This window comes from Aliiruegeria sabulilitoris, from assembly GCF_001558155.1.
Taxonomy (GTDB): Bacteria; Pseudomonadota; Alphaproteobacteria; order Rhodobacterales; family Rhodobacteraceae; genus Tropicimonas; species Tropicimonas sabulilitoris.
Map to the genome: position 1 here is coordinate 29473 of NZ_LOAS01000008.1, position 20395 is coordinate 49867.

The 20395-nt window shown below is 65.1% G+C and carries 15 protein-coding genes; 8 read left to right on the plus strand and 7 right to left on the minus strand.

The features are described from left to right. Positions 1-46: 46 nt before the first annotated feature. Entirely contained in the window at positions 47-1888 is a 1842-nt protein-coding gene (locus tag AX756_RS07685) for an ABC-F family ATP-binding cassette domain-containing protein (protein ID WP_068309883.1), read from the plus strand. Between the two features lie 30 nt (positions 1889-1918). Here the strand turns inward: AX756_RS07685 and AX756_RS07690 are convergent, their stop codons facing one another. Then, the gene (locus tag AX756_RS07690) at positions 1919-2386 is read right to left on the minus strand and encodes a hypothetical protein (protein ID WP_068309884.1); all 468 of its coding nucleotides are present in this window, start codon (positions 2384-2386) and stop codon (positions 1919-1921) included. Between the two features lie 248 nt (positions 2387-2634). Here AX756_RS07690 and AX756_RS07695 point away from each other — a divergent pair, with 248 nt between their 5' ends. The 3 genes from AX756_RS07695 (at position 2635) to AX756_RS07705 (ending at position 5572) form a co-directional block, all read left to right on the plus strand. Beyond that, on the plus strand, positions 2635-3267 hold the full coding sequence (locus AX756_RS07695; RefSeq protein WP_068309885.1) for a MarC family protein: 633 nt from the start codon (positions 2635-2637) through the stop codon (positions 3265-3267). A 70-nt stretch (positions 3268-3337) separates the two neighbouring features. Beyond that, positions 3338-3919 (plus strand): retropepsin-like aspartic protease family protein, encoded by a 582-nt coding sequence (locus AX756_RS07700; RefSeq protein ID WP_068310107.1) that lies wholly within the window; start codon positions 3338-3340, stop codon positions 3917-3919. A 360-nt stretch (positions 3920-4279) separates the two neighbouring features. Further along, positions 4280-5572: an O-acetylhomoserine aminocarboxypropyltransferase/cysteine synthase family protein gene (locus AX756_RS07705; RefSeq protein WP_068309886.1), complete on the plus strand. Its 1293-nt coding sequence runs from the start codon at positions 4280-4282 to the stop codon at positions 5570-5572. Positions 5573-5639: 67 nt separating this feature from the next. Here the strand turns inward: AX756_RS07705 and AX756_RS07710 are convergent, their stop codons facing one another. Then, positions 5640-6341: an SIMPL domain-containing protein gene (locus AX756_RS07710; RefSeq protein ID WP_197431065.1), complete on the minus strand. Its 702-nt coding sequence runs from the start codon at positions 6339-6341 to the stop codon at positions 5640-5642. 165 nt (positions 6342-6506) lie between these two features. Here AX756_RS07710 and AX756_RS07715 point away from each other — a divergent pair, with 165 nt between their 5' ends. After that, complete coding sequence (locus AX756_RS07715; RefSeq protein ID WP_068309888.1) at positions 6507-9650, plus strand: hypothetical protein; 3144 nt, start codon at positions 6507-6509, stop codon at positions 9648-9650. Positions 9651-9810: 160 nt separating this feature from the next. Beyond that, positions 9811-11742 (plus strand): cation:proton antiporter domain-containing protein, encoded by a 1932-nt coding sequence (locus AX756_RS07720; protein ID WP_068309889.1) that lies wholly within the window; start codon positions 9811-9813, stop codon positions 11740-11742. Positions 11743-11924: 182 nt separating this feature from the next. Here AX756_RS07720 and cobT read toward each other — a convergent pair whose 3' ends face one another. Continuing rightward, positions 11925-12947 carry a nicotinate-nucleotide--dimethylbenzimidazole phosphoribosyltransferase gene (gene cobT, locus AX756_RS07725; RefSeq protein ID WP_068309890.1) on the minus strand — a complete coding sequence of 341 codons (1023 nt, stop codon included), beginning with the start codon at positions 12945-12947 and terminating at the stop codon, positions 11925-11927. A gap of 76 nt (positions 12948-13023) precedes the next feature. On the opposite strand from cobT, the gene AX756_RS07730 reads away from it, so the two are divergent. Beyond that, positions 13024-13785 carry an adenosylcobinamide-GDP ribazoletransferase gene (locus tag AX756_RS07730; RefSeq protein ID WP_068309891.1) on the plus strand — a complete coding sequence of 254 codons (762 nt, stop codon included), beginning with the start codon at positions 13024-13026 and terminating at the stop codon, positions 13783-13785. A gap of 162 nt (positions 13786-13947) precedes the next feature. Further along, positions 13948-15432, plus strand: a complete 1485-nt coding sequence (locus AX756_RS07735; RefSeq protein ID WP_068309892.1) for an inorganic phosphate transporter — start codon at positions 13948-13950, stop codon at positions 15430-15432. An 86-nt stretch (positions 15433-15518) separates the two neighbouring features. Here AX756_RS07735 and AX756_RS07740 read toward each other — a convergent pair whose 3' ends face one another. The 4 genes from AX756_RS07740 to AX756_RS07755 form a co-directional block, all read right to left on the minus strand. Continuing rightward, the gene (locus AX756_RS07740; RefSeq protein WP_068309893.1) at positions 15519-16031 is read right to left on the minus strand and encodes a CarD family transcriptional regulator; all 513 of its coding nucleotides are present in this window, start codon (positions 16029-16031) and stop codon (positions 15519-15521) included. Between the two features lie 312 nt (positions 16032-16343). Continuing rightward, entirely contained in the window at positions 16344-16679 is a 336-nt protein-coding gene (fdxA, locus tag AX756_RS07745) for a ferredoxin FdxA (protein ID WP_068309894.1), read from the minus strand. Positions 16680-16728: 49 nt separating this feature from the next. Beyond that, on the minus strand, positions 16729-17100 hold the full coding sequence (locus tag AX756_RS07750; protein ID WP_068309895.1) for an RNA-binding S4 domain-containing protein: 372 nt from the start codon (positions 17098-17100) through the stop codon (positions 16729-16731). Between the two features lie 129 nt (positions 17101-17229). Further along, entirely contained in the window at positions 17230-20253 is a 3024-nt protein-coding gene (locus AX756_RS07755; protein WP_068309896.1) for a helicase-related protein, read from the minus strand. Positions 20254-20395 lie beyond the last annotated feature (142 nt).

Genomic DNA, 20395 nt, shown 5'->3' on the forward strand with positions numbered 1-20395 from the left:
GTCGCAAGCGATTGACAGTTCCGGAGGGCTGAGGCAGAGGCTGGCCATGCTCAGGCTTTCCGATATTTCCTATTCCGTCGAAGGGCGTCCGCTGATCGAGCACGCCTCCGCCGTCATCCCGACCGGTCACAAGGTTGGCCTCGTGGGGCGCAACGGGACGGGCAAGACCACGCTGTTCCGCCTCATCCGGGGCGAGTTGACGCTTGAGACCGGCTCCATCGAGCTGCCGCGCGGGGCGCGGATCGGTGGCGTGGCGCAGGAAGCGCCGGGCAACGAGGTTTCCCTGCTCGACACGGTGATGGCCGCCGACACGGAGCGCGCGGCGCTTCTGGCGGAAGCGGAGGTTGCGACTGATCCCGGCCGCATCGCCGAGGTGCAGACCCGGCTTTCCGATATCGACGCATGGTCGGCGGAGGCGCGGGCTTCGGCGATCCTGCGCGGGCTTGGTTTCGAGACCGAGAAGCACGTCATGCCCTGCTCGGCCTTTTCGGGCGGTTGGCGGATGCGCGTGGCACTGGCCGCGGTGCTCTTTGCCCAGCCGGACCTGCTGCTGCTTGACGAGCCGACCAACTATCTGGACCTCGAAGGCGCGCTCTGGCTGGAAAATTACCTCACGCGCTATCCGCATACCGTGATCATCGTCAGCCACGACCGGGCGCTGCTGAACCGCTCGGTAGGGGCGATCCTGCATCTCGAAGACCGCAAGCTGACGCTTTATCAGGGGCCTTACGACACCTTCGCCGAGACGCGCGCGGCGCGGATCGCCGCCGCCGAGAGCGAGCGCAAGCGGCAGGAGGCGCGGCGCGCGCATCTGCAGAGCTATGTCGACCGGTTCCGCTACAAGGCGGACAAGGCCCGGCAGGCGCAGTCGCGGCTGAAGGCGATTGCCCGGCTGAAACCCATCGCCACGCCGCAGGAGGCCGCCCTGCGCCGCTTCACCTTCCCCGAACCGGAGGAACTCAGCCCACCAATCATTGCCACTGAGGGCGCCGCCATCGGTTATGGCGAAACCACGATCCTGAGCCGGCTCAGCCTGAGGATCGACCAGGACGACCGCATCGCGCTTCTGGGCAAGAATGGCGAGGGCAAGTCGACGCTGTCCAAATTCCTCGCCGGTCGGCTGGAGGCACAGAAGGGTAGGATCAACCGCGCGGGCAAGCTGCGGGTGGGCTATTTCGCCCAGCATCAGGTGGACGAGCTCTACCTCGACGAGACCCCGCTGGAGCATCTGAAACGGCTGCGCCCCGAGGAGACGCCAGCCAAGCTGCGCTCCCGGCTCGGCGGCTTCGGCATCGGCGCCGAACAGGCCGACACGGTGGTCGAGAAGCTTTCGGGCGGACAGAAGGCGCGGCTGTCGCTGATGCTGGCCACGCTCGATGCGCCGCACCTGCTCATCCTCGACGAGCCGACCAACCACCTCGATATCGAGAGTCGCGAGGCGCTGGTGGAGGCACTGACCGCCTATACCGGCGCGGTGATCCTTGTTAGCCACGACCTGCACCTGCTCACCCACGTGGCCGACCGGCTCTGGCTGGTCTCAGACGGGCGTGTGCTGCCTTATGACGAGGATCTCGACGCCTATCGGAAGATGCTGCTGGACAAGGACAAGCCGGAGCGGAGCAAGGCGGCGGCCAAACCCGAGCGCGTCAGCCAGTCGGTCATTCAGGAGTTGAGATCCGACGTCAGGAAGTGCGAGCAACGAATGGAAAAGCTTGAGGAAATGCGCTCAACCCTTTCTGAACGCCTCGCCGACCCGGCAGTCTATGACGCGGCGAACAAGGACAAGTTGGACCTCTGGCAGGCGAAATTCGCCGAGGTAGAGGACGCCCTGGAGCGAGCCGAAACCCTCTGGATGGACGCCGTGGAGCGGCTGGAATCGGCAAGCTGAGGCCGGCGCAGTCCCAACCGCCCGTTCCGTTCAGCGGCCAGCCGATTCCATGAAGATCTTCTTGACCGTCGCTTCGAAGCCCTTGCGGATCACCAACTGCTTGATCATGCTACTGGTCACGTTCTTGGCAATCCCGCCGCCTGCCATCGAGATGCCGGGCGCGAAGTAGACGGCATAGATCCCGTCGAGCACCAGACCTGACATGAAATTGACGAACATCTGATCGGCGACTTGTTTGAAGCCGGGATCGCGCGTCAGGATCTCCGAGCTGTATTTCGCCGTCTGGGCGACCGAATTGACCGCCGTGCCTTTGACCGAGACTGGCGAGACGAAACAGGCGATCGCTTCGCCCCAGCTGACCTTGCCATCCATGTCACCGTCTCGATCCTCGTAAAAGGCGACAACGGTCACGACCTTGTTATTGAGAAACCCGACGGCGCCGAATGCGGTGGTGGGGGAGTCCTTGACGAGGACCCAATCAATTTTCTGCTGAGCCATTCCCTAGCCACTCCGAAAATCATACCCCCGGATGGCCCTGGCCGTCCGGGCCGGTATTGCATTTCTGAAAACGCCCCACCCCGGTTGCGGCGCGGGGTACAGACAGTGTCGGGCGAGTCGGGCGGCTTGAATAGATGACCAAGCGACGCCATTGCGCGATTTTTCGGCACGCCAGTCCGAGCCTTGTGGCGATCCCCGGCGGGGCAAGGTAATGACAGGGGCATGCGATTGCGGAACGATTGGCAGATATGGACCTGACCTTCTACATCAGCGCCTTCGTGGCGCTTTTCGTCATCATCGACCCGATCGGCCTTGCGCCGCTCTTCCTGGCGATGACGCATGGAACCAAGAAGGCGGAGCGCCGCGCCATCGGGCGGCGGGCGATTCTGTTGGCCTTTTTCCTGCTGATGCTGTTCGGCCTGTTGGGCGACGCGGTGCTGGGCTTCATCGGCATCTCCATTCCGGCCTTCCGCATCGCGGGCGGGATCCTGCTGTTCCTGACGGCACTGGACATGCTGTTCGAGCGGCGCACGAAACGGCGCGATCACACCGCGGAAGAGGAGGAGCGACCGGACCCGTCGGTCTTTCCGCTCGCCATCCCGCTGCTGGCGGGCCCCGGCGCGATCACGACGATGATCCTGCTCGTCGGGCAGGCCGGAAGCCCGGTCGAGGCGGCCGGGGTTTTCGTGGTCATGGCGCTGGTGCTGGCGGTTGTGGCACTGATGTTCCGCAGCGCTGGCCTGCTCGAACGCGCACTCGGGCGCACCGGGACGGTGGTCGCCACGCGGCTCCTGGGCATGTTGCTGGCCGCGCTTTCGGTGCAGTTCGTTCTGGACGGGCTGCGCGGCGCGGGAATGATTGCCACCACGGTGGCAGGCTAGCGAAAACGGCGCCGAGCCCCTACATGGCAGGGACAGACCCGCGTTGCGGGTGCTCGAACAGGACTCGCGCATGACCTCTGACCAGACCGCCTCGCTGATCTATCTTCTGCTCCTGGGCACCTTGGTGGGTAGCTATGTGCTCGTCGCCAGCCGCCGCAATCTCGGTCGCAGCCTGCGCCATGGCGCGCTCTGGGGGCTGATCTTCCTCGGCGTGATCGTGGGATACGGGCTGTGGGAGGACGTGCGCAGCACTGTCATTCCGCGCCAGTCGGTGCTGAGCGAACGGGGACAGATCGAGGTGCCGCTGGCGCGCGACGGCCACTACCATATGGTGCTCGACATCAATGGTGTGCCGGTGCAGTTCGTGGTCGATACCGGCGCCTCCGACATCGTGTTGACACAGGCAGATGCGCGGCGCGCCGGGATCAAGCTCGACGGGCTGCCGTTTCTGGGCACCGCCAACACGGCAAATGGCACCGTGCTCACGGCACGGGTGCGGCTGGACGAGGTGGACCTGAACGGGATCGTCGACATGCGCGTGCCGGCGCTGGTCAATGGCGGCGAGATGAACGGCTCGCTGCTTGGCATGGCCTATCTCAATCGTTTCTCGGAAGTCAGCTTCGGCAATGGGAAAATGGTGTTGACGCGATAGGCGCAGATCAGCCCCGGCAGTCTGCTCCGAGGAGGCCAAAGTGTTCGAATGGGGGGCGTTGCCCCCCGCGCTCTGTCGAGCGCTCCCCCCAGGATATTTCGGAACAGATGATGAAAGGGGCACCGGTTTCATCCTTCCCCAAATACCCTCGCCGGAGGCACAATCCGCAGGATCGTTCGCACGCGCGCCCGGATGGCTGAACCGGTGGAGCAGTATCGGCAGCGGAACAAAATCACAAAACATTCAATATCATGCATTGAAATTCTCGCCGGGCAGGCGCGCGCGAAACCATTGTGCCCGCCCTGCCCTTCGCCTAGGCTCCGCGCCGGACAGAACGCGCGACCCCAAAGGGAGGACCCCATGAGCGAAGCCCGCAAACTCGGATTCGACACATTGCAGATTCACGCCGGCGCCCATCCGGACCCAGCCACCGGCGCCCGCCAGACGCCGATCTACCAGACCACGGCCTATGTATTCAAAGACGCCGAGCACGCGGCGCGGCTCTTCAACCTCGAAGAGGTTGGTTACATCTATTCGCGCCTGACCAACCCGACGGTTTCGGTGCTGGCCGAGCGGATCGTGACGCTGGAAGGTGGCGCGGGCGGGTTCTGCTGCTCCTCGGGCCATGCCGCGCAGATCATGGCGCTCTTCCCGCTGATGGGGCCGGGCTGCAACGTGGTGGTTTCCACCCGTCTCTACGGTGGCACGATCACCCAGTTCAGTCAGACCATCAAGCGTTTCGGCTGGTCGGCGAAATTCGTCGACATGGATGACGTGGAGGCCGTGAAGGCGGCCATCGACGAGAATACCCGCGCGGTTTTCTGCGAAAGCATCGCCAATCCGGGCGGTTACATCACCGACATTCCGGCCATGGCCGCAGTGGCCGACGAAGCGGGTGTGCCGCTCATCGTCGACAACACCTCTGCCACACCCTATCTGTGCAACCCGATCGCGCTCGGTGCGACGCTGGTTGTGCATTCGACCACCAAGTACCTGACCGGCAACGGCACGGTGACCGGTGGCTGCGTGGTGGATTCGGGCAAGTTCGACTGGTCGGCCTCCGACAAGTTCCCCTCGCTCAGCCAGCCGGAGCCCGCCTATCACGGCCTGACCTTCCATGCCGCGCTCGGGGCGATGGCCTATACCTTCCACGGAATCGCCGTGGGGCTGAGGGACCTCGGCATGACGATGAACCCGCAAGCGGCGCACTACACGCTGATGGGGATCGAGACGCTGAGCCTGCGCATGGAACGCCATGTGGCCAATGCGAAGAAAATCGCCGAATGGCTGGAGCAGGACGATCGTATCGAGAAGGTCACCTATGCCGGCCTGCCCTCCTCGCCCTATCACGGGCGCATCTCCACGATCTGCCCGAAAGGCGCGGGCGCGCTTTTCACCTTCGCGGTCAAGGGCGGCTACGAATCCTGCGTCAAGCTGGTGGATTCGCTGGAACTGTTCAGCCACGTCGCCAATCTCGGCGACACCCGCTCGCTGATCATCCATTCCGCCTCGACGACGCACCGCCAGCTCACCCCGGAGCAACAGGAAGCGGCAGGCGCGGCCCCCAACATGGTGCGGGTCTCCATCGGGATCGAGGATGCTGATGACCTGATCGCCGACCTGGATCAGGCGCTGGCCAAGGCCACGGCCTGATCGCAACAGCGGTATGCTGAGTTGACGCGCGCCGGACCGTTCCATCGGTCCGGCGCTTTTCATTTGGTTATTGCGCCAGTGCCCAGGTGATCGTCACCACCGCTTCGACATCCAACTCCCCCGCCGCGACCGGCATCCCTTCACGCATCGCGCTGGCCATCGTCGCCCGCATCGGCCGGGCACTGCCCATGCCGTTTTCCTCGATGGACAGGATCGGGCCAAGCCCAATGCCCGCCGCTTCGGCGAGCAGTTCCGCCTTGCGGCGTGCATCGGCCACGGCGGCCCGGAGCGCCTCGTCCTCGACCGGCCCCGGCTCCTGCAGATCGAAGCGCAGCCCGCGCAAGGTGTTGGCGCCATCGGCCACCGCCATGTCCAGCAACTGGCCGAGCGTACCGAGATCTCGCAGGCGGATCGTGACATCGCTGGCGGCGATAAAGGCCTCGATCTCTCCCTGCCCGCCATTCGCTTTCGGCTGTGCCCGGCGCGGCACCAGCGAAAGCTGGCCGGTCTGGATGTCACGCGGTGCGATGCCGGCATCCTCCAGCCGCTGGTGAATGGCCGCAATCCGTTCGCTCATCTGACGCATCGCCAAGCCGGCCTCGGCATCCTCGGCAACCGCGCCGAGTGTGATCAGCGCCATGTCCGGCACCGCCGCGACTCGCCCTTCGCCGGTCACAACGAGTTTACCCGATGCGGCCGTCTCGGCCATCAACGGGGACAGAGGCAGAGCCGTCGCCATCGCGACACACAGGACCTTGAACATTCTCATTGAAACAGTTCTCCGCATTTTGATTTCATCATCCCTTCTGAGACGCGGCTCGCAACGGCTTCCTTGGTCCAAATCTGTTTCTTTGAGCGATTTCCTGCTATAAGTACGGACCAGACAGAACGACGGCTTGCGCCGACGCCCCGACAGCTTCCAAGTACAGGCGCTATGACTCCGAATTTTGCCCTCATCCTGGACCACGACGGTATTTCCCTGCTGTATCGGCAGGGCTCCGATTGGCGCAGCCTCGGCTCCGTTTCGCTGGAGGCCGCAGATTTCGATGCGAAGTTGGACCTGCTGCGCCAACAGGCGGAGGTGCTGTCGGACGGGGCAGCGCTGCGCAGCACGCTGGTGCTCCCCAATTCGCAGATCCTGTATGCCAGCACCGAGGCAGGCAAGGACGCTCGAGAGAATGCCCGGCTGGCCGGGCGGCGGCTGGAAGGGGCCACGCCCTATGCCTTGGACGAGCTTGTCTATGACTGGAAGGCGCGCGGCGACGAGATCCTGATCGCCGCCGTTGCGCGCGACACGCTCGAAGAGGCCGAGGGCTTTGCCCAGTTGCACGGCTTCGGGCCACTGAGCTTCACCGCTGCTCCGGAGGATGGGAGCTTTCCCGGCGCGCCCTTCTTCGGACCGAGCGATGCGGCACCGCGCCTGCTGGCGCCGGGCGAAGTGCTGGAACGCATCGCCAGACCGATCCTATCCTCTGGCCCCTATGTGGAGCCAAAGCCCGCGCCGGAGCCGGAACCCGAGCCCGAATCTCTGCCGGTCGAAACTACGGACGAATCTTTCGCCAGCTCCGAGCTTGAACCGGAGGCTGTGCCCGCGCCAGAACCCGAGGCAGCGGACATCGCCGAGAAGCCTGTTCCAACGCCAGAGCCAGCCGCGGCGGAAGACGCCAAGAAGAATGCCCCCGAACCCACGCCCGAGCCGGCCACAGCGGAGGCCCCAGCGGTCGGCTTTGTCAGCCTGCGATCGTCACTGGAAAGCCCCGAATCAAAAGCGGCCGAAACACCGGTAGCGCCCATGCCCCCGGCTTCGGAACCGCCTCTGGAAGCGAAACAGCCCGAACCGCGCGTGGACGCGGAAGACGGGAAGGCATCGGACACACCGCCGCCCGCGGCTTTCAGTTCGATCCGCAGCCGCGTGGAACCGCCGGTTACCGCTCCGTCGGGCGGCAAATCAAAGAACCTCGGATCGACTCCCAAGAACGCCGCCAGGACCGCGCCTCCGCCTGCGAAAGCGTCGGACAAGACGGCGCGCAAGCGGACAGAACCAGTTCTGAAAGCGGCGCCCAAACCCACGTCTGCGTCTCCGGCGTCCGATGGCGCCCGGCGAAGCCTCCACACGGACAAGGCGGCGCACGACGCTACCGCAAACGCACCGGGTGGCGAGGCCGGCGAGCAGCCCGGTTTCCGGGTTCCGCCCGCGCCGCCGCCGCTGAACGAAGCCGAGGCCCTGACGGTCTTTGGCGCGCGCAAATCACAGCAGCCCCAGCAATCCCCCAGCCGGCTGGCATTGATCGCCGCGGTGGGCGGCGCGTTCGTTGTTGGCCTGATCGGGCTTTGGGCACTGCTGGGCAGCGGCGAGGAGGATTTCACCGCCACCGATTCGCCCAGCGAGTTGGTCACCGAAGCGCCCTCGGCGCCGCAGCTGGTTTCCCCCGAGACCGCCGCCCTGCCCGAGCTCGCACCATCAGACTCGGCGCCAGCGGCCATCGCGCTCGCACCGGCAACCGAAGCGCCTGCATCCGAAACGGGGCTGGCAACACCGGATATGGCCGGGACGGCAGAGACGCCTGCGCAGGTTTCCGGCGCCGCCGCGCTTGCCCCGCTGGCAGACGACGCCGCGCCCGAGGATCTGAGGCAGCCCGCGATCCAGAACGAAGCCAGCACGGTTGGCATCACGCAGCAGGAGGACACGCTTGCCAGCCTGTCGACCTCGCAGCAGCCGCTGGGAAGCGTTGCGCCGTCGCAGTCCGGCGATACGCTGGCCGAGAGCCTGCCGGAGGACAGCGTCGCCGCGCCGATGGTTGTCGATCCGACCCCGCTCGACCCGGTTTCCGCACTGGCCGCCTATACCGTCAGCGGGATCTGGCAACGCGCGCCGGAGCGCACTCAGCAGGCGCTGGAGGGGGAGACCGAAGAATATTATATCGCGTCGATCGATCCCACCGTTCCCAGCCAGGACGCCTATGCGCTGCCGACGCTGGACCGTGCCCCGGACGTGCCTCCGCAGGCGGCGGTCACGCCGGTCGTGCCGGAACCGGAAGTCGAACCGGCGCAAGCCAGCGATGCGCAGGATGGGGCGGAGGTCGCGCCCGGTGGTGTCGAGATCGTGCTCGGCAAGCCGAGCATCGTGCCGCCCCGCCGTCCCGCCGATCTCGCACCTGACATACAGGCTGCCCCGGAGACCGGGGGCAACCCGGCAGAGAACACGTTGCGCGGAGAGCGGCCACGGACCCGTCCGGGTGGGCTAATCGAGGCCAATGAACGGGCGACTTTCGGTGGCAATACGCGCTCCGAGCTGGCGCAGATCCGCCCGAATACCCGGCCGCGCTCCCTTCAGGAAACCGCAGAGGCGCTGGACGACGCCGCGCGCATGGCCGACGCGGAGACGGTCGACGGCCAGTTGGGCGTCGGGGCGCAGAGCTTCCAGGACCAGGCTCTGGCGCTGGACCTTGCTTCGGCCACGCGGCGGGCGGTTGCCAACTCCCCGCAGCCGCGTCTGCGACCGTCGAATATTTCGCAAATTGCCGACCGTGCGCGCAAGCGGACCGAACAGGAAGCCCAGGCGCAGGCCGAGGCCGAAGAGCAAGCCCGCGAGGACGCGCAAGCCGCCGCGTTGAGCCAGGAACGCGCCGTGGCCGCCACGGCACGCAGGGCAGCGCAGGAAGCCGCCGCGCAGGAAGCGGCCAAGCAGGCCGCCGCCGCCCAGGCCGCGAAAGAAAAGGAAGCGGCGATCCAGGCCGCTGCGAAGGCCGCCCGGGAGGAAGAGCGCGAGGCCTCTGCCCGATCTTCCGGGCCTGCGGTTGCACGCAACGAACGCGCCAATCCAACCGGCAAGACCTCGGCCACCGTTGCCAAAGCGGCCACGGTCAAGAACCAGATCTCGTTGAGCAAGGTCGCCCTGATCGGGGTCTATGGCACGTCCACAAAGCGGCGGGCGCTGGTCCGGCTGCCATCAGGGAAGATGGTGAAGGTGAAGGTGGGCGACCGCATCGATGGCGGGCGCGTCGCTGCCATCGGCACGAGCGACCTGCGCTACCAGAAGGGCAGCCGGACAGTGACGCTCAAGATGCCGAAGGGCTGAGCCTGCGCAAAGTGCCGTCGTAGACTTCCCACGTGACAGCACGCGACGTTTGCCGCCAGCTTTTGCTTGCCCGCACGGCTGCGTCTTGCATATTCGCAGATGCAGCACGCAATGCCGGCACGGCATTTCAGTGTCTCAGAGATTTAAGGAAGGGTGATTGATGGAAGGCTTTTTTGACGACGCGACGATTCTGCTCGGCGCCGCCGTCATCGGCGTTCCCATCGCGGCGCGGCTTGGGCTCGGCTCGGTTCTGGGCTACCTGCTGGCGGGCATCCTGATCGGGCCTCTGCTGACGCTGGCCGGCATGGAAGCCGAAACGCTGCGCCATTATTCCGAGTTCGGCGTGGTGATGATGCTGTTCCTGATCGGGCTGGAGCTGGAACCGCGCACCCTGTGGGAGATGCGCGACAAGCTGATCGGCATGGGCGGCTTGCAGATCGGTGTGACCACGGCGGCCGTCACGGCGCTGGCGTGGCTGATGGGCGAGACACTCAACATGTCGCTCGCCATCGGATTGATCCTGGCGCTGTCCTCGACCGCCATCGTGCTGCAGACGCTGTCGGAAAAGGGCCTGATGAAGACGGGCGGCGGCAAGGCGACCTTCTCGGTGCTGCTGACGCAGGATATTGCCGTGATCCCGATGCTGGCGCTGATGCCGCTGCTGGCAATGCCGAAAGTGCCGCAATTCAGCCCCACCGGCGTGATTCTGCGTCCGGGCGAAGAGGTGCCGGGCGAAGAAGTGCATCACGCGCTGTCACTGATCGACGGGCTGGCAGGCTGGCAGGCGACGTTCGTGATCATCACCGTGATCGTGGCTGTCGTGCTGGCGGGGATGTATCTCTCGCCCCTGCTCTTCCGCTTTGTCCACATGGCGAAGCTGCGTGAGATCCACACCGCGACGGCGCTGTTCGTTGTCTTTTCCATCGCCTACCTGATGGTGCTGGTGGGTCTGTCTCCCGCGCTTGGGGCATTTCTCGGCGGGGTTGTGCTGGCCTCCTCGGAGTTCCGGCACGAGCTGGAGGCCAATATCGAGCCCTTCAAGGGTTTGCTCCTGGGCGTGTTCTTCATGTCCGTTGGCGCGGGAATCGATTTCGCCGTCATGGCGAGCAATGTCGGAACGGTGATCGGGCTGACGGCGTTGCTGGTGCTGACAAAGGGGCTGGTGCTGTTCCTGCTGGCCAAACTCTTCGGGCTGCACAAGCGGGACAAGTGGCTGTTCACGCTGGGGTTGGCGCAGGCGGGCGAGTTCGGCTTCGTGCTGATCTCCTTTTCGATGCAGGAAAATGTTTTGCCCGAGCGGCTGTCCCAGATCCTGCTGCTGGTGGTGGCGCTCTCGATGCTGATCACGCCGCTGCTGTTCATCCTGTACGACTGGATCGCGCACCGCCTCGGCGATCACTCCGAGGCGACGGATGTGCATCGCAAGCATGACGAAATCGACGAGCAGGCGCCGGTGATCATTGCCGGGATCGGACGGTTCGGACAGGTGGTCAACCGGATGGTCGAGATGGCGGGGCTCAAATGTACCGTTCTCGATCATGACCTGGCCGCGATCGAGCTGATGCGGCATTTCGGGTTCAAGGCCTTTTACGGCGATCCGACGCGGCCAGTGCTGCTGCATGCGGCGGGACTGAGGGACGCGCGCGTTCTGGTGGCCGCGCTGGATGACCCGCACGCGACAACGCGGCTGGTGAAATATGCACGTTCCCAACGGCCGGATCTGCATATCATCGCCCGCGCCCATGACCGGGTGCATGTCTACCAGCTCTACCAAGCGGGTGCCGATGACATCGTGCGGGAGATGTTCGACAGCTCGCTCCGAGCGGGACGTTACGTTCTGGAGAACATGGATTTCTCGGCTTTCGAGGCCAACGAGATGGAGAAGACCTTCTACAAGCATGACCGGATGACGCTGCGCGAGCTGGCCCCGCTCTGGGATCCGGCGCGCTCGCTGAAGGACAACCCGGCCTATCTGGAACGGGCGCGAGAGCTGAACAAGGTGCTGGAGACCTCGCTGGTGACGGCGCTGGAGGTCCAGGAGCTGGAAGCGCGCGATCACGAGGACGATCCGCCCCGCCCCACCGTGGAATAGGACCAGACGGCAGGCTCCCGCCCGTTGTCGCTGCATCCGGCGGATGCGTTCCTCCCGTTGGGCCGGGCCGCGCACCTTGCGGCGCGTGGGAACGATCCTACGGATCGTGCCTCCGGCGGGCACCAGGAAGAAGACGTGTGTCGGGAACGGGCGGCGAATGCAGCCGCCCGAACCTGAACCGATCAGCCGCCGGAAACGCCGGCTTCGCCGAAGGTGGCCATGCCGGAATGGCAGGCGATGGCGCCCTTGAGCACGCCGATGGCCAGCGCGGCGCCGGAGCCTTCGCCCAGGCGCAGGCCGAGGCTGAGCAGTGGCACCTTGCCGATCTTTTCCAGCATCATGGAATGGGCACCTTCCGCGGAGACATGGCCAGCGACGGTATGGTCGAGCGCACCGGGCGTGACGGATTCGAGCACGGAGGCGGCGGCGGTACAGATGAAGCCATCGAGGATAACCGGAATGCGGTGATGGCGTGCGGCAAGGATGGCGCCGGCCATGGCCGCAATCTCGCGCCCGCCGAGCCGGCGCAGCACTTCGAGCGGGTCGGAGAGCGCGTCTGCATGCAGCGCGAGCCCCGCATCGACCACGTCCCGTTTCCGGGCGAGGCCTTCGTCATCGACACCGGAGCCCCGTCCGACCCAAGCCTCTCCCCCGCCGCCATGCAGCGCGGCCGCGATGGCCGCGGCGGAGGTCGTGTTGCCGATGCCCATCTCGCCAGTCACCACCAGCCCGGCCTTGGGATCGACCGCTTCCCAGCCAGCGGCCATGGCTGCGACGAGGTCCTGCTCGCTCATGGCCGGGGCTTCGGTGAAGTCGGCAGTGGGGCAGTCGAGTTCCAGCTCCACGATATCCGTTCGGGCCCCGAAAGCGGTGAGAAGTTGGTTGATCGCGGCACCGCCGGCGCGGAAATTGGCGACCATCTGCACGGTCACCTCGATTGGGAAAGCCGACACGCCCTTGGCGGCAACGCCGTGGTTTCCTGCAAAAACAATGCCTTGAAGATTTTCAAGGTTCGGACGCGCATTGCCGACCCAGCCCGCGTACCAGATTGCAAGATCTTCGAGCCGACCAAGCGCCGCGGGCGGCTTGGTGAGCATGCCATTGCGTGCCTGCGCCGCGGCGAGTGCCTCGGAATCGGGCTGCGGCAGGTTGGCCAGGGCGGCGCGGATTTCGTTCAGATCTGAAAAGGGGGCTTTGGCAGTCATCGTGGACCTCTGTCTTGTTTCCCCGCTTCTGCGACGATAAGGGCGGGAGGACAAGAGCCGCGGGAGTGGATAACGGATGGCTGAGCAGCGACAAATCATAGCCCCCCGCGACATAGCCCTTGCCTGTGCGCTGCTGACCCGCCTGCCCGTTCCGGTCGATGGCGATTTTGCCGCCCGGCGGGGCGCGGGAGCGGCTTGGGCTTATCCGCTTGCGGGGCTGCTGGTGGCGTTGATCGCGGGCGGGATCGGCTGGGCCGCGCTGTGGCTGGGTCTGTCCCCGGGGCTGGCGGCGGGGCTGGTGCTCACCGGACAGGTAGTGATGACGGGCGCCATGCACGAGGACGGGCTGGCGGATTCCGCGGATGGGCTCTGGGGCGGCTGGACCCGCGAGCGGCGGCTCGAGATCATGAAGGACAGCCGGATCGGCAGCTATGGCGTGTTGGCCATGGTGTTGGCGCTCGGACTGCGGTGGAACGCGCTCATAGCACTCGGAGCCGGGTTCCTGCCCGCGCTGCTGGTGGCGGCGCTGCTGAGCCGGGCAGTGATCGTGGTCGAGATGGCGGCGCTCCCGAATGCGCGGGACGGTGGCATGTCGCGCTCCATCGGGCGGCCAAGGGCTGTGACGGTTGGGTTGGCAGTGCTGCTGGCGGCCGGGCTGTCGCTGGCGATGATTGGCTGGACGGCCCTGCTTCTGCTGGCCATCGCCGGGCTGGTGGCCTTTGGTTGCGCGATGATTGCGCGGGTCAAGATCGGCGGGCAGACCGGCGATATCCTCGGCGCGACGCAGCAGGTGAGCGAAATCGCGATTTTGGCAGCGGCAACGGTTCTGCTTCCGTAACCACATATCCGCGCTTGTTTTTCCGTAGTTTTGGTTGCGACGGGCCGTGTCGGCGCGCTGTGCGTCACATTGTCGTTACCCAAATGTCGCACGTTTGTTACATGGATCGACGCTCAAAAGCTCTGTAGGGAGCGCCGTGAATCCGAGGCACTGGGGGACAACGTGTCCGACAAGAACTACGAGCCGCGACATTTCGAGACCCTCGACCGAGACCTCGATCGCCTTTCCAGACTAGAGGCTGCCAACGCATTCGTGGCGCGCCCGATGGCCGCGCCCGCGCTTGCGGCGGCCTTTATCCTGCTGTCCGGGCTATTCGCGGCCCTGCTGATGGATGGCACCAGCGGCACGATGGTCATCGTGGTAGCGGCCGCTCTGGGCGCCTACATGGCAGTGAATATCGGCGCCAACGACGTGGCCAACAACATGGGGCCGGCGGTGGGTGCGAATGTGCTCACCATGGGCGGCGCCATCGCGATTGCCATCGTCTTTGAAAGCGCCGGCGCGCTGATCGCTGGCGGAGACGTGGTCTCGACCGTGGCAAAGGGGATCGTGGCGCCCGAATCGACGCCGTCGGCGGAGGTCTTCATCGAGGCGATGATGGCGGCACTGTTCGCCGCCGCGCTGTGGGTCAATATCGCGACATGGATCGGTGCGCCCGTCTCGACCACGCATGCCGTCGTCGGCGGCGTGATGGGGGCCGGGATCGCGGCAGCCGGTTTCGGGGCGGTCAACTGGCCGATCATGGCGGCGATTGCGGCCAGCTGGGTGATCTCGCCACTGCTGGGCGGACTCATCGCCGCCGGTTTCCTCTGGTTCATCAAGGAACGCATCATCTACCAGTCGGACAAGATCGCCGCTGCGCGGGTTTGGGTTCCCGTACTCGTAGGCATCATGGCCGGTGCCTTCTCTGCCTACCTGGCATTGAAGGGATTGAAAAAGATCATCAAGATCGACTTCACAACCGCGCTCGGCATCGGTCTCGGCATCGGCATCGCTGTCTGGCTGATTCTGATACCGGTGATCCGCAAGCGATCGCAGGGGCTGGAAAACCGCAACAAGTCGCTCAAGGTGCTGTTCTCGATCCCGCTGATCGTCTCGGCGGCCTTCCTCAGCTTTGCCCATGGCGCCAATGACGTGGCCAATGCCGTCGGGCCGCTGGCCGCAATTGTCAGTGCCACCGAAACCGGCGACTTCACCTCTGCCATCAGCGTTCCGGTGTGGGTGATGATGATCGGCGCCTTTGGCATATCTTTCGGGCTGTTCCTGTTCGGGCCCAAGCTGATCCGGATGGTCGGCAGCGAGATCACCAAGCTCAATCCGATGCGCGCCTTCTGCGTGGCGCTCTCCGCCGCGATCACGGTGATCATCGCAAGCTGGCTGGGCCTGCCGGTCAGCTCGACCCATATTGCCGTCGGTGGCATTTTCGGCGTCGGGTTCTTCCGCGAATGGTATGCCGAGCGCAGGCTGCTGCGCGCGCGGCACCTGGTGCCGGACCGTCCCGTGCATACGCCGAGCGAGCGGCGCCAGAGGAAACTAGTGCGCCGCGCGCATATGATGACGATTGCCGCGGCCTGGCTCATCACCGTGCCGGCAGCCGCGATCCTCTCGGGCGTGGTCTTCATGGGAATTCGCCTCGCGACCGGGTGAGGCCCGGAGCACGCGCAAGGATCGGAACAAAAAAAGGCCGTGGCAAATGCCACGGCCTTTCGTGTTTGGTTCGCGGGATCCGCGGATCAGGCGGCGACGCGGCTCACGAGGACGTCGTCCACCTGCTTCTGGGCATCTGTCTCACCCAGGCCGGAAACGGCTGCGACTTCGCGGGTCAGCCGCTCCAGGGCGGCTTCGTAGAGCTGGCGCTCCGAATAGCTCTGCTCGCGCTGATCGTCGGTGCGGTGCAGGTCGCGCACCACCTCGGCAATGGCGATCAGGTCACCGGAGTTGATCTTCTGTTCGTATTCCTGCGCCCGGCGCGACCACATGGCCCGCTTGACCTTGGCCTTGCCCTTGAGCGTCGTCATCGCCTTGGAAACGACATCGGGCGAGGACAGCGAACGCATGCCGACGGAGACAGCCTTGTTGGTCGGCACCCGCAGCTTCATCTTGTCCTTTTCGAAATCGATCACGAAGAGCTCGAGCGAGATCCCGGCGATTTCCTGTTCTTCAATGGAAATGATCCGGCCTACGCCATGGGCCGGATACACTACATATTCATTCGGACGGAATTCGAGTTTTCTGGTTTTTGTCATGTTTATCCCCTCGACATCTCCCACACCCGTAAGAGCCAAAGAAAGCCCCACCGGAAATATCTATTTCCAGAGAAGCTTGGTTTCAGGGCTCGTGGTTACCACCTTACTGGTGAGCGGCCCCAGCAGGCGGGTGTCAGTATTCAGCTTTCATCGAGACTCAATATAGCAGATTTTCTGACGTTTTCAAAGTGCCGCAGCGCGGCACGCCCGAAAACCGCCTGAAATCATGGATTTCAAGCGGAAACGTGCCATGCCGGTATGGCGGGCGCCCGTTCGCGGCGCCCGGAATGTCCGGCCGGCGCGAATCGCTTCTCAGCCGCCCTCGCCGGGGGCCTCGGAGAAGAATTCCATCTTGCCCGACTTGCCATCCATCTCCTCGGCGCTGGCCATCGGCTCCTTCTTGGAGACGATAACTGGCCAGAGCTCGGCATATTTCCGGTTGAACTCGACCCATTTCTCCATGTCCGGCTCGGTATCGGGACGGATCGCATCGGCAGGGCATTCAGGCTCGCAGACACCGCAATCGATGCACTCGTCGGGGTGGATCACCAGCGTGTTCTCACCCTCGTAGAAGCAATCGACGGGACAGACCTCGACACAGTCGGTGTATTTGCAGGCAATGCAATTTTCGATGACGACATAGGTCATGGGGACCTCCGGATTGGCGTTTCGGTAGGTGCTAGCCGAGTGCTTCGGGCTAATCAAGCGCCTCGGTGCGGGAATTGATGAGTCTGCGGCGTTCTTTTTTGGTCGGGCGCGGACCGCCCCGGGCGAGCGGCTTTTGCGCGGGCTGCTCCTCGGGCGGCGACAGATCCTCGTAAAGCGCCTGGGCCTCCGGCGCGGGGCCGCGCCGTTCTCCCAGGGCAAGAATACGGACCACGCGGATGGCGTCTGCCTGCGGGAAGGTCAGCACGTCGCCGGGAGCGACGGAGCGGGCCGGCTTGGAAATCTTCGTCGCATTGACCCGGATCTTGCCTTCGGAGACCTGTTTCGCGGCGAGGCTGCGCGTCTTGAAGAAACGCGCATGCCAGAGCCACTTGTCGATGCGAAGCGACGGTGTTTCGGTCATCGGGGCGTCATTCCCCCTGATCGCGGGCGAAAGGGGGGCGCCGCCCCCCGCGCTCTGGCGAGCGCTTCCCCCGAGACGTTTTCGGAAAAGAGAAATCTGATCGTTCGACGACCGGCAGGCGGCACGCCGTCACTTTTTCTCCGTGAGCCCCATGAGGGCGGCAGCGAAGGGATTGTCCGGATCGATCGGCTTTTCCTTCCTCGGCGGGCGGGCCTGGTAGGTCTTGGCACCTTGCGGCTTGCCGCCGGGCTTGCCGCCCCGGTGATCGCGATCGCGTCCACCGCTCTTGCCATCCTGTCGCTTGCCGCCTTTGCCGCCTTTGCCGCGCGGCTTGCCACCCTGGCCCTGACGCTCTTCGCCACCTTGCTGGCCGCGCCCCTGACCTTGCTGGTCGCGGCGCGGGCGACCACCGCCCTGACGGCGGGGAGCCCAGCTGAAAGTATAGAAGAGCTCGATTTCGGGTTCAGCTTCGGGTTCGGCTTCGGCGACCAGTTCGCTCTGCGTGGCCGCTTCGTCCTCGGCCGCGTCGGCGACGGGGGCCTCTTCCATTGCGGGGGCGGGGTCGGTCTCCGCGGCGTCGGGCGCGGCAACTTCCACCTCGTTCACCGGGGACTCTGGAGTTTCATCGGCGGCAACCGGCGCGTCTTCGGCCGGGGTTTCCGCCCCTTCTTCAGCGACGTGCGCCGCGGCTTCAAGCTCGGCGGGAGCGCCTTCGGCTGCTGCCTCGGTTGCGTCGGAAGCCGGGGCTTCCTCCGGCGTGGCATCTGGCGCAGGCACCTTCACCTTGGGCCGTTCGCCTTTCTCGGCGCGATAGCCAAGCCCTTGCAGCAGCTCGGCAAACTGCTCGAGCGTCATGCCGGTGATCGAGAGCATGTCCGGGCTGGCTTCGAAGCCGCCGCGGCTGTCCTCGCCGCGCAGTTGGTCGGCGAGGCGTTCCAGCATGTCGATGCGGATCGCGCGGGAGCCGGCGATGCGGTAGCCGGACATGGCCGCATGTTCCTGCGGCGTGCCTTCGGGCACGGGCACGGTCACGAGGCCCGGCGGCGGCGCTTCGGGGAACTCCTGAAGATCGTTCCAGAGCGACCAGAGCACGAGGCGCAGGCGCGTGGGCGCGGGCTTGAGCAGCAGCGGCATGAAGACCGTGTACTGGCCGAAACGCACGCCATGCTTGCGCAGCAGGCCGCGAGCCTCCTGGTCGAGCGCTTTCACATCGGCCGAGATGCCGTCACGGGGCAGCACGCCGAAACCTTCGAGCATCTGGAAGGCGAAGCCGCGCGGCAGGCCGGCGAGTGTCTCGTCCTTGCTCATCGCCAGCAGCGGCTCGAACAGCGTGGCCACCTTGCGGTCGATGAAATGCTGAAGGCGGCGGGTGACCTTTTCGATCACGTCATGGCCGGCATCTTCCTCGACGAAGGCCTGTACCGTCGGCTTGAACGCGTCGCCGCCCTTGACCAGCTTGCCAACGGCATGCTCGCCCCACATCAACCCGCCCTGTTCGGTAAAGTCGATCTCGGTATCTGGCGCGTTATAGAAGCGGTCCGCGCGCAGGTGGAATTCCGGCCTTAGCGCCGTCATTGCCGCCTGGTGCAGCATTTTCGCCTCTTCCGGCGTCTGCGATGTGTCCTGGGAGAAGCGGAACCCCTCCAGACGGCCCACGAACTGTTCCGCAACCGTCACTTCACCCTTGTCGTTCACCTCGGCCACAAGGCTCTCCTTCTGCTTCAACCGCCGCAACAGCACGCTCGTGCGCCGGTCAACAAATCTTTGAGTCAAAGCTCCGTGAAGAGCATCCGACAGGCGGTCTTCTACCGCGCGTGTTTCCCCGCGCCAATGCATTTCGTCATCCAACCAGCCCGAACGTTGCGCGACATAGGTCCATGTGCGGATATACGCCAGTCTTTTGGACAAAGCATCGATATCGCCGTCACTTCTGTCGATGCGTTTGACCTGTCGGGCCATCCAGTCATCGGGCACGCGGCCGACATCGTTGAGAAATCCGAAAATGCGGCCCAGGAGGTTGGCATGTTCGGAATGCGAGATGCCACGGAAATCGGGGATTCGGCACACGTCCCAGAGCATGCGCACGCCGCGCGGGTTGCGGACGCGGTGGATCACGTCCGGCTCGGCGGCCAGCGCCTTGAGCACCATCAGGTCGTCGGATTCGCGGGTGCGGGTGAGCAGCTCGTCATCGGTGCGCTCCTCCAGCGAGGCGATTAGCCGGGGCACGGTGCCGAATTCCAGGTCCGAGTTGCGCCACTGCAGCTTGCGGATCGGCGCGAAGCGGTGGTTGACGATGGCCTCGGCCACCTCCTCGTCAAGCGGGGGCGCCTCGCCGGTGACACCGAAGGTACCATGCGTCTTGTAGCGCCCTGCCCGCCCGGCGATCTGGCCAAGCTCGTTGGGCATCAGCTCGCGCATCCGGCGGCCATCGAACTTGCGCAACCCCGAGAGCGCGACATGGGTGATGTCGAGATTGAGGCCCATGCCGATGGCGTCGGTGGCGACAAGGTAATCGACCTCGCCGGACTGGTAGAGCTCGACCTGCGCGTTGCGGGTGCGCGGCGAAAGCGCACCCATCACCACCGCCGCCCCGCCCTTTTGCCGGCGCAGCAGCTCCGCGATCGCATAGACGTTCTCGACCGAGAAACCGACGATGGCGGAGCGCGGCGGCATGCGGGAGATCTTCTTGGAGCCGGCATAGGTCAGGTCGGAGAAGCGCTCGCGGCGCAGGAAATGGGCCTTGGGCACCAACGCGGCGATGGCCCCGCGCATCGTGTCGGCACCGAGAAACATGGTTTCGTGCTGTCCGCGAGCATGCAGCAGCCGGTCGGTGAAGACGTGGCCGCGCTCGGGATCGGCGCAGAGCTGGATCTCGTCGATGGCGAGGAAGTCGGCGCCGATATCGGTCGGCATCGACTCGACCGTACAGACCCAATACTGCGCCCGCTGAGGCACGATCCGTTCCTCGCCGGTGACCAGCGCCACTACGGAGGGCCCGCGCAGCTTGACGATCCGGTCATATACCTCGCGCGCGAGCAGCCGCAGCGGCAGGCCGATCACACCGGTGCGGTGCGCCAGCATCCGTTCGATCGCGTAATGCGTCTTGCCGGTATTGGTGGGGCCAAGCACCGCGGTGATGTTGGTCTGGCGCATCTCTATGGAATCTATATTCGATCAGTTCGGAGAGGGAGTGGATTTCAGCGCCACTCTGGGCGCGCACGGGGTCAGCCCCTTAGAGCGGGTACCCTGTCCGGGGTCTTGTCGCTCTTGCCTGCTCTTGATTTGGAACGGATCA

What these genes read in the sequence shown, in the direction of transcription:
- AX756_RS07685 (WP_068309883.1), top strand. Translation starts at nt 47, where the DNA reads ATGCTCAGGCTTTCCGATATTTCCTATTCCGTCGAAGGGCGTCCGCTG.
- AX756_RS07690 (WP_068309884.1), bottom strand. Translation starts at nt 2,386, where the DNA reads ATGGCTCAGCAGAAAATTGATTGGGTCCTCGTCAAGGACTCCCCCACC.
- AX756_RS07695 (WP_068309885.1), top strand. Translation starts at nt 2,635, where the DNA reads ATGGACCTGACCTTCTACATCAGCGCCTTCGTGGCGCTTTTCGTCATC.
- AX756_RS07700 (WP_068310107.1), top strand. Translation starts at nt 3,338, where the DNA reads ATGACCTCTGACCAGACCGCCTCGCTGATCTATCTTCTGCTCCTGGGC.
- AX756_RS07705 (WP_068309886.1), top strand. Translation starts at nt 4,280, where the DNA reads ATGAGCGAAGCCCGCAAACTCGGATTCGACACATTGCAGATTCACGCC.
- AX756_RS07710 (WP_197431065.1), bottom strand. Translation starts at nt 6,341, where the DNA reads ATGAGAATGTTCAAGGTCCTGTGTGTCGCGATGGCGACGGCTCTGCCT.
- AX756_RS07715 (WP_068309888.1), top strand. Translation starts at nt 6,507, where the DNA reads ATGACTCCGAATTTTGCCCTCATCCTGGACCACGACGGTATTTCCCTG.
- AX756_RS07720 (WP_068309889.1), top strand. Translation starts at nt 9,811, where the DNA reads ATGGAAGGCTTTTTTGACGACGCGACGATTCTGCTCGGCGCCGCCGTC.
- cobT (WP_068309890.1), bottom strand. Translation starts at nt 12,947, where the DNA reads ATGACTGCCAAAGCCCCCTTTTCAGATCTGAACGAAATCCGCGCCGCC.
- AX756_RS07730 (WP_068309891.1), top strand. Translation starts at nt 13,024, where the DNA reads ATGGCTGAGCAGCGACAAATCATAGCCCCCCGCGACATAGCCCTTGCC.
- AX756_RS07740 (WP_068309893.1), bottom strand. Translation starts at nt 16,031, where the DNA reads ATGACAAAAACCAGAAAACTCGAATTCCGTCCGAATGAATATGTAGTG.
- fdxA (WP_068309894.1), bottom strand. Translation starts at nt 16,679, where the DNA reads ATGACCTATGTCGTCATCGAAAATTGCATTGCCTGCAAATACACCGAC.
- AX756_RS07750 (WP_068309895.1), bottom strand. Translation starts at nt 17,100, where the DNA reads ATGACCGAAACACCGTCGCTTCGCATCGACAAGTGGCTCTGGCATGCG.
- AX756_RS07755 (WP_068309896.1), bottom strand. Translation starts at nt 20,253, where the DNA reads ATGCGCCAGACCAACATCACCGCGGTGCTTGGCCCCACCAATACCGGC.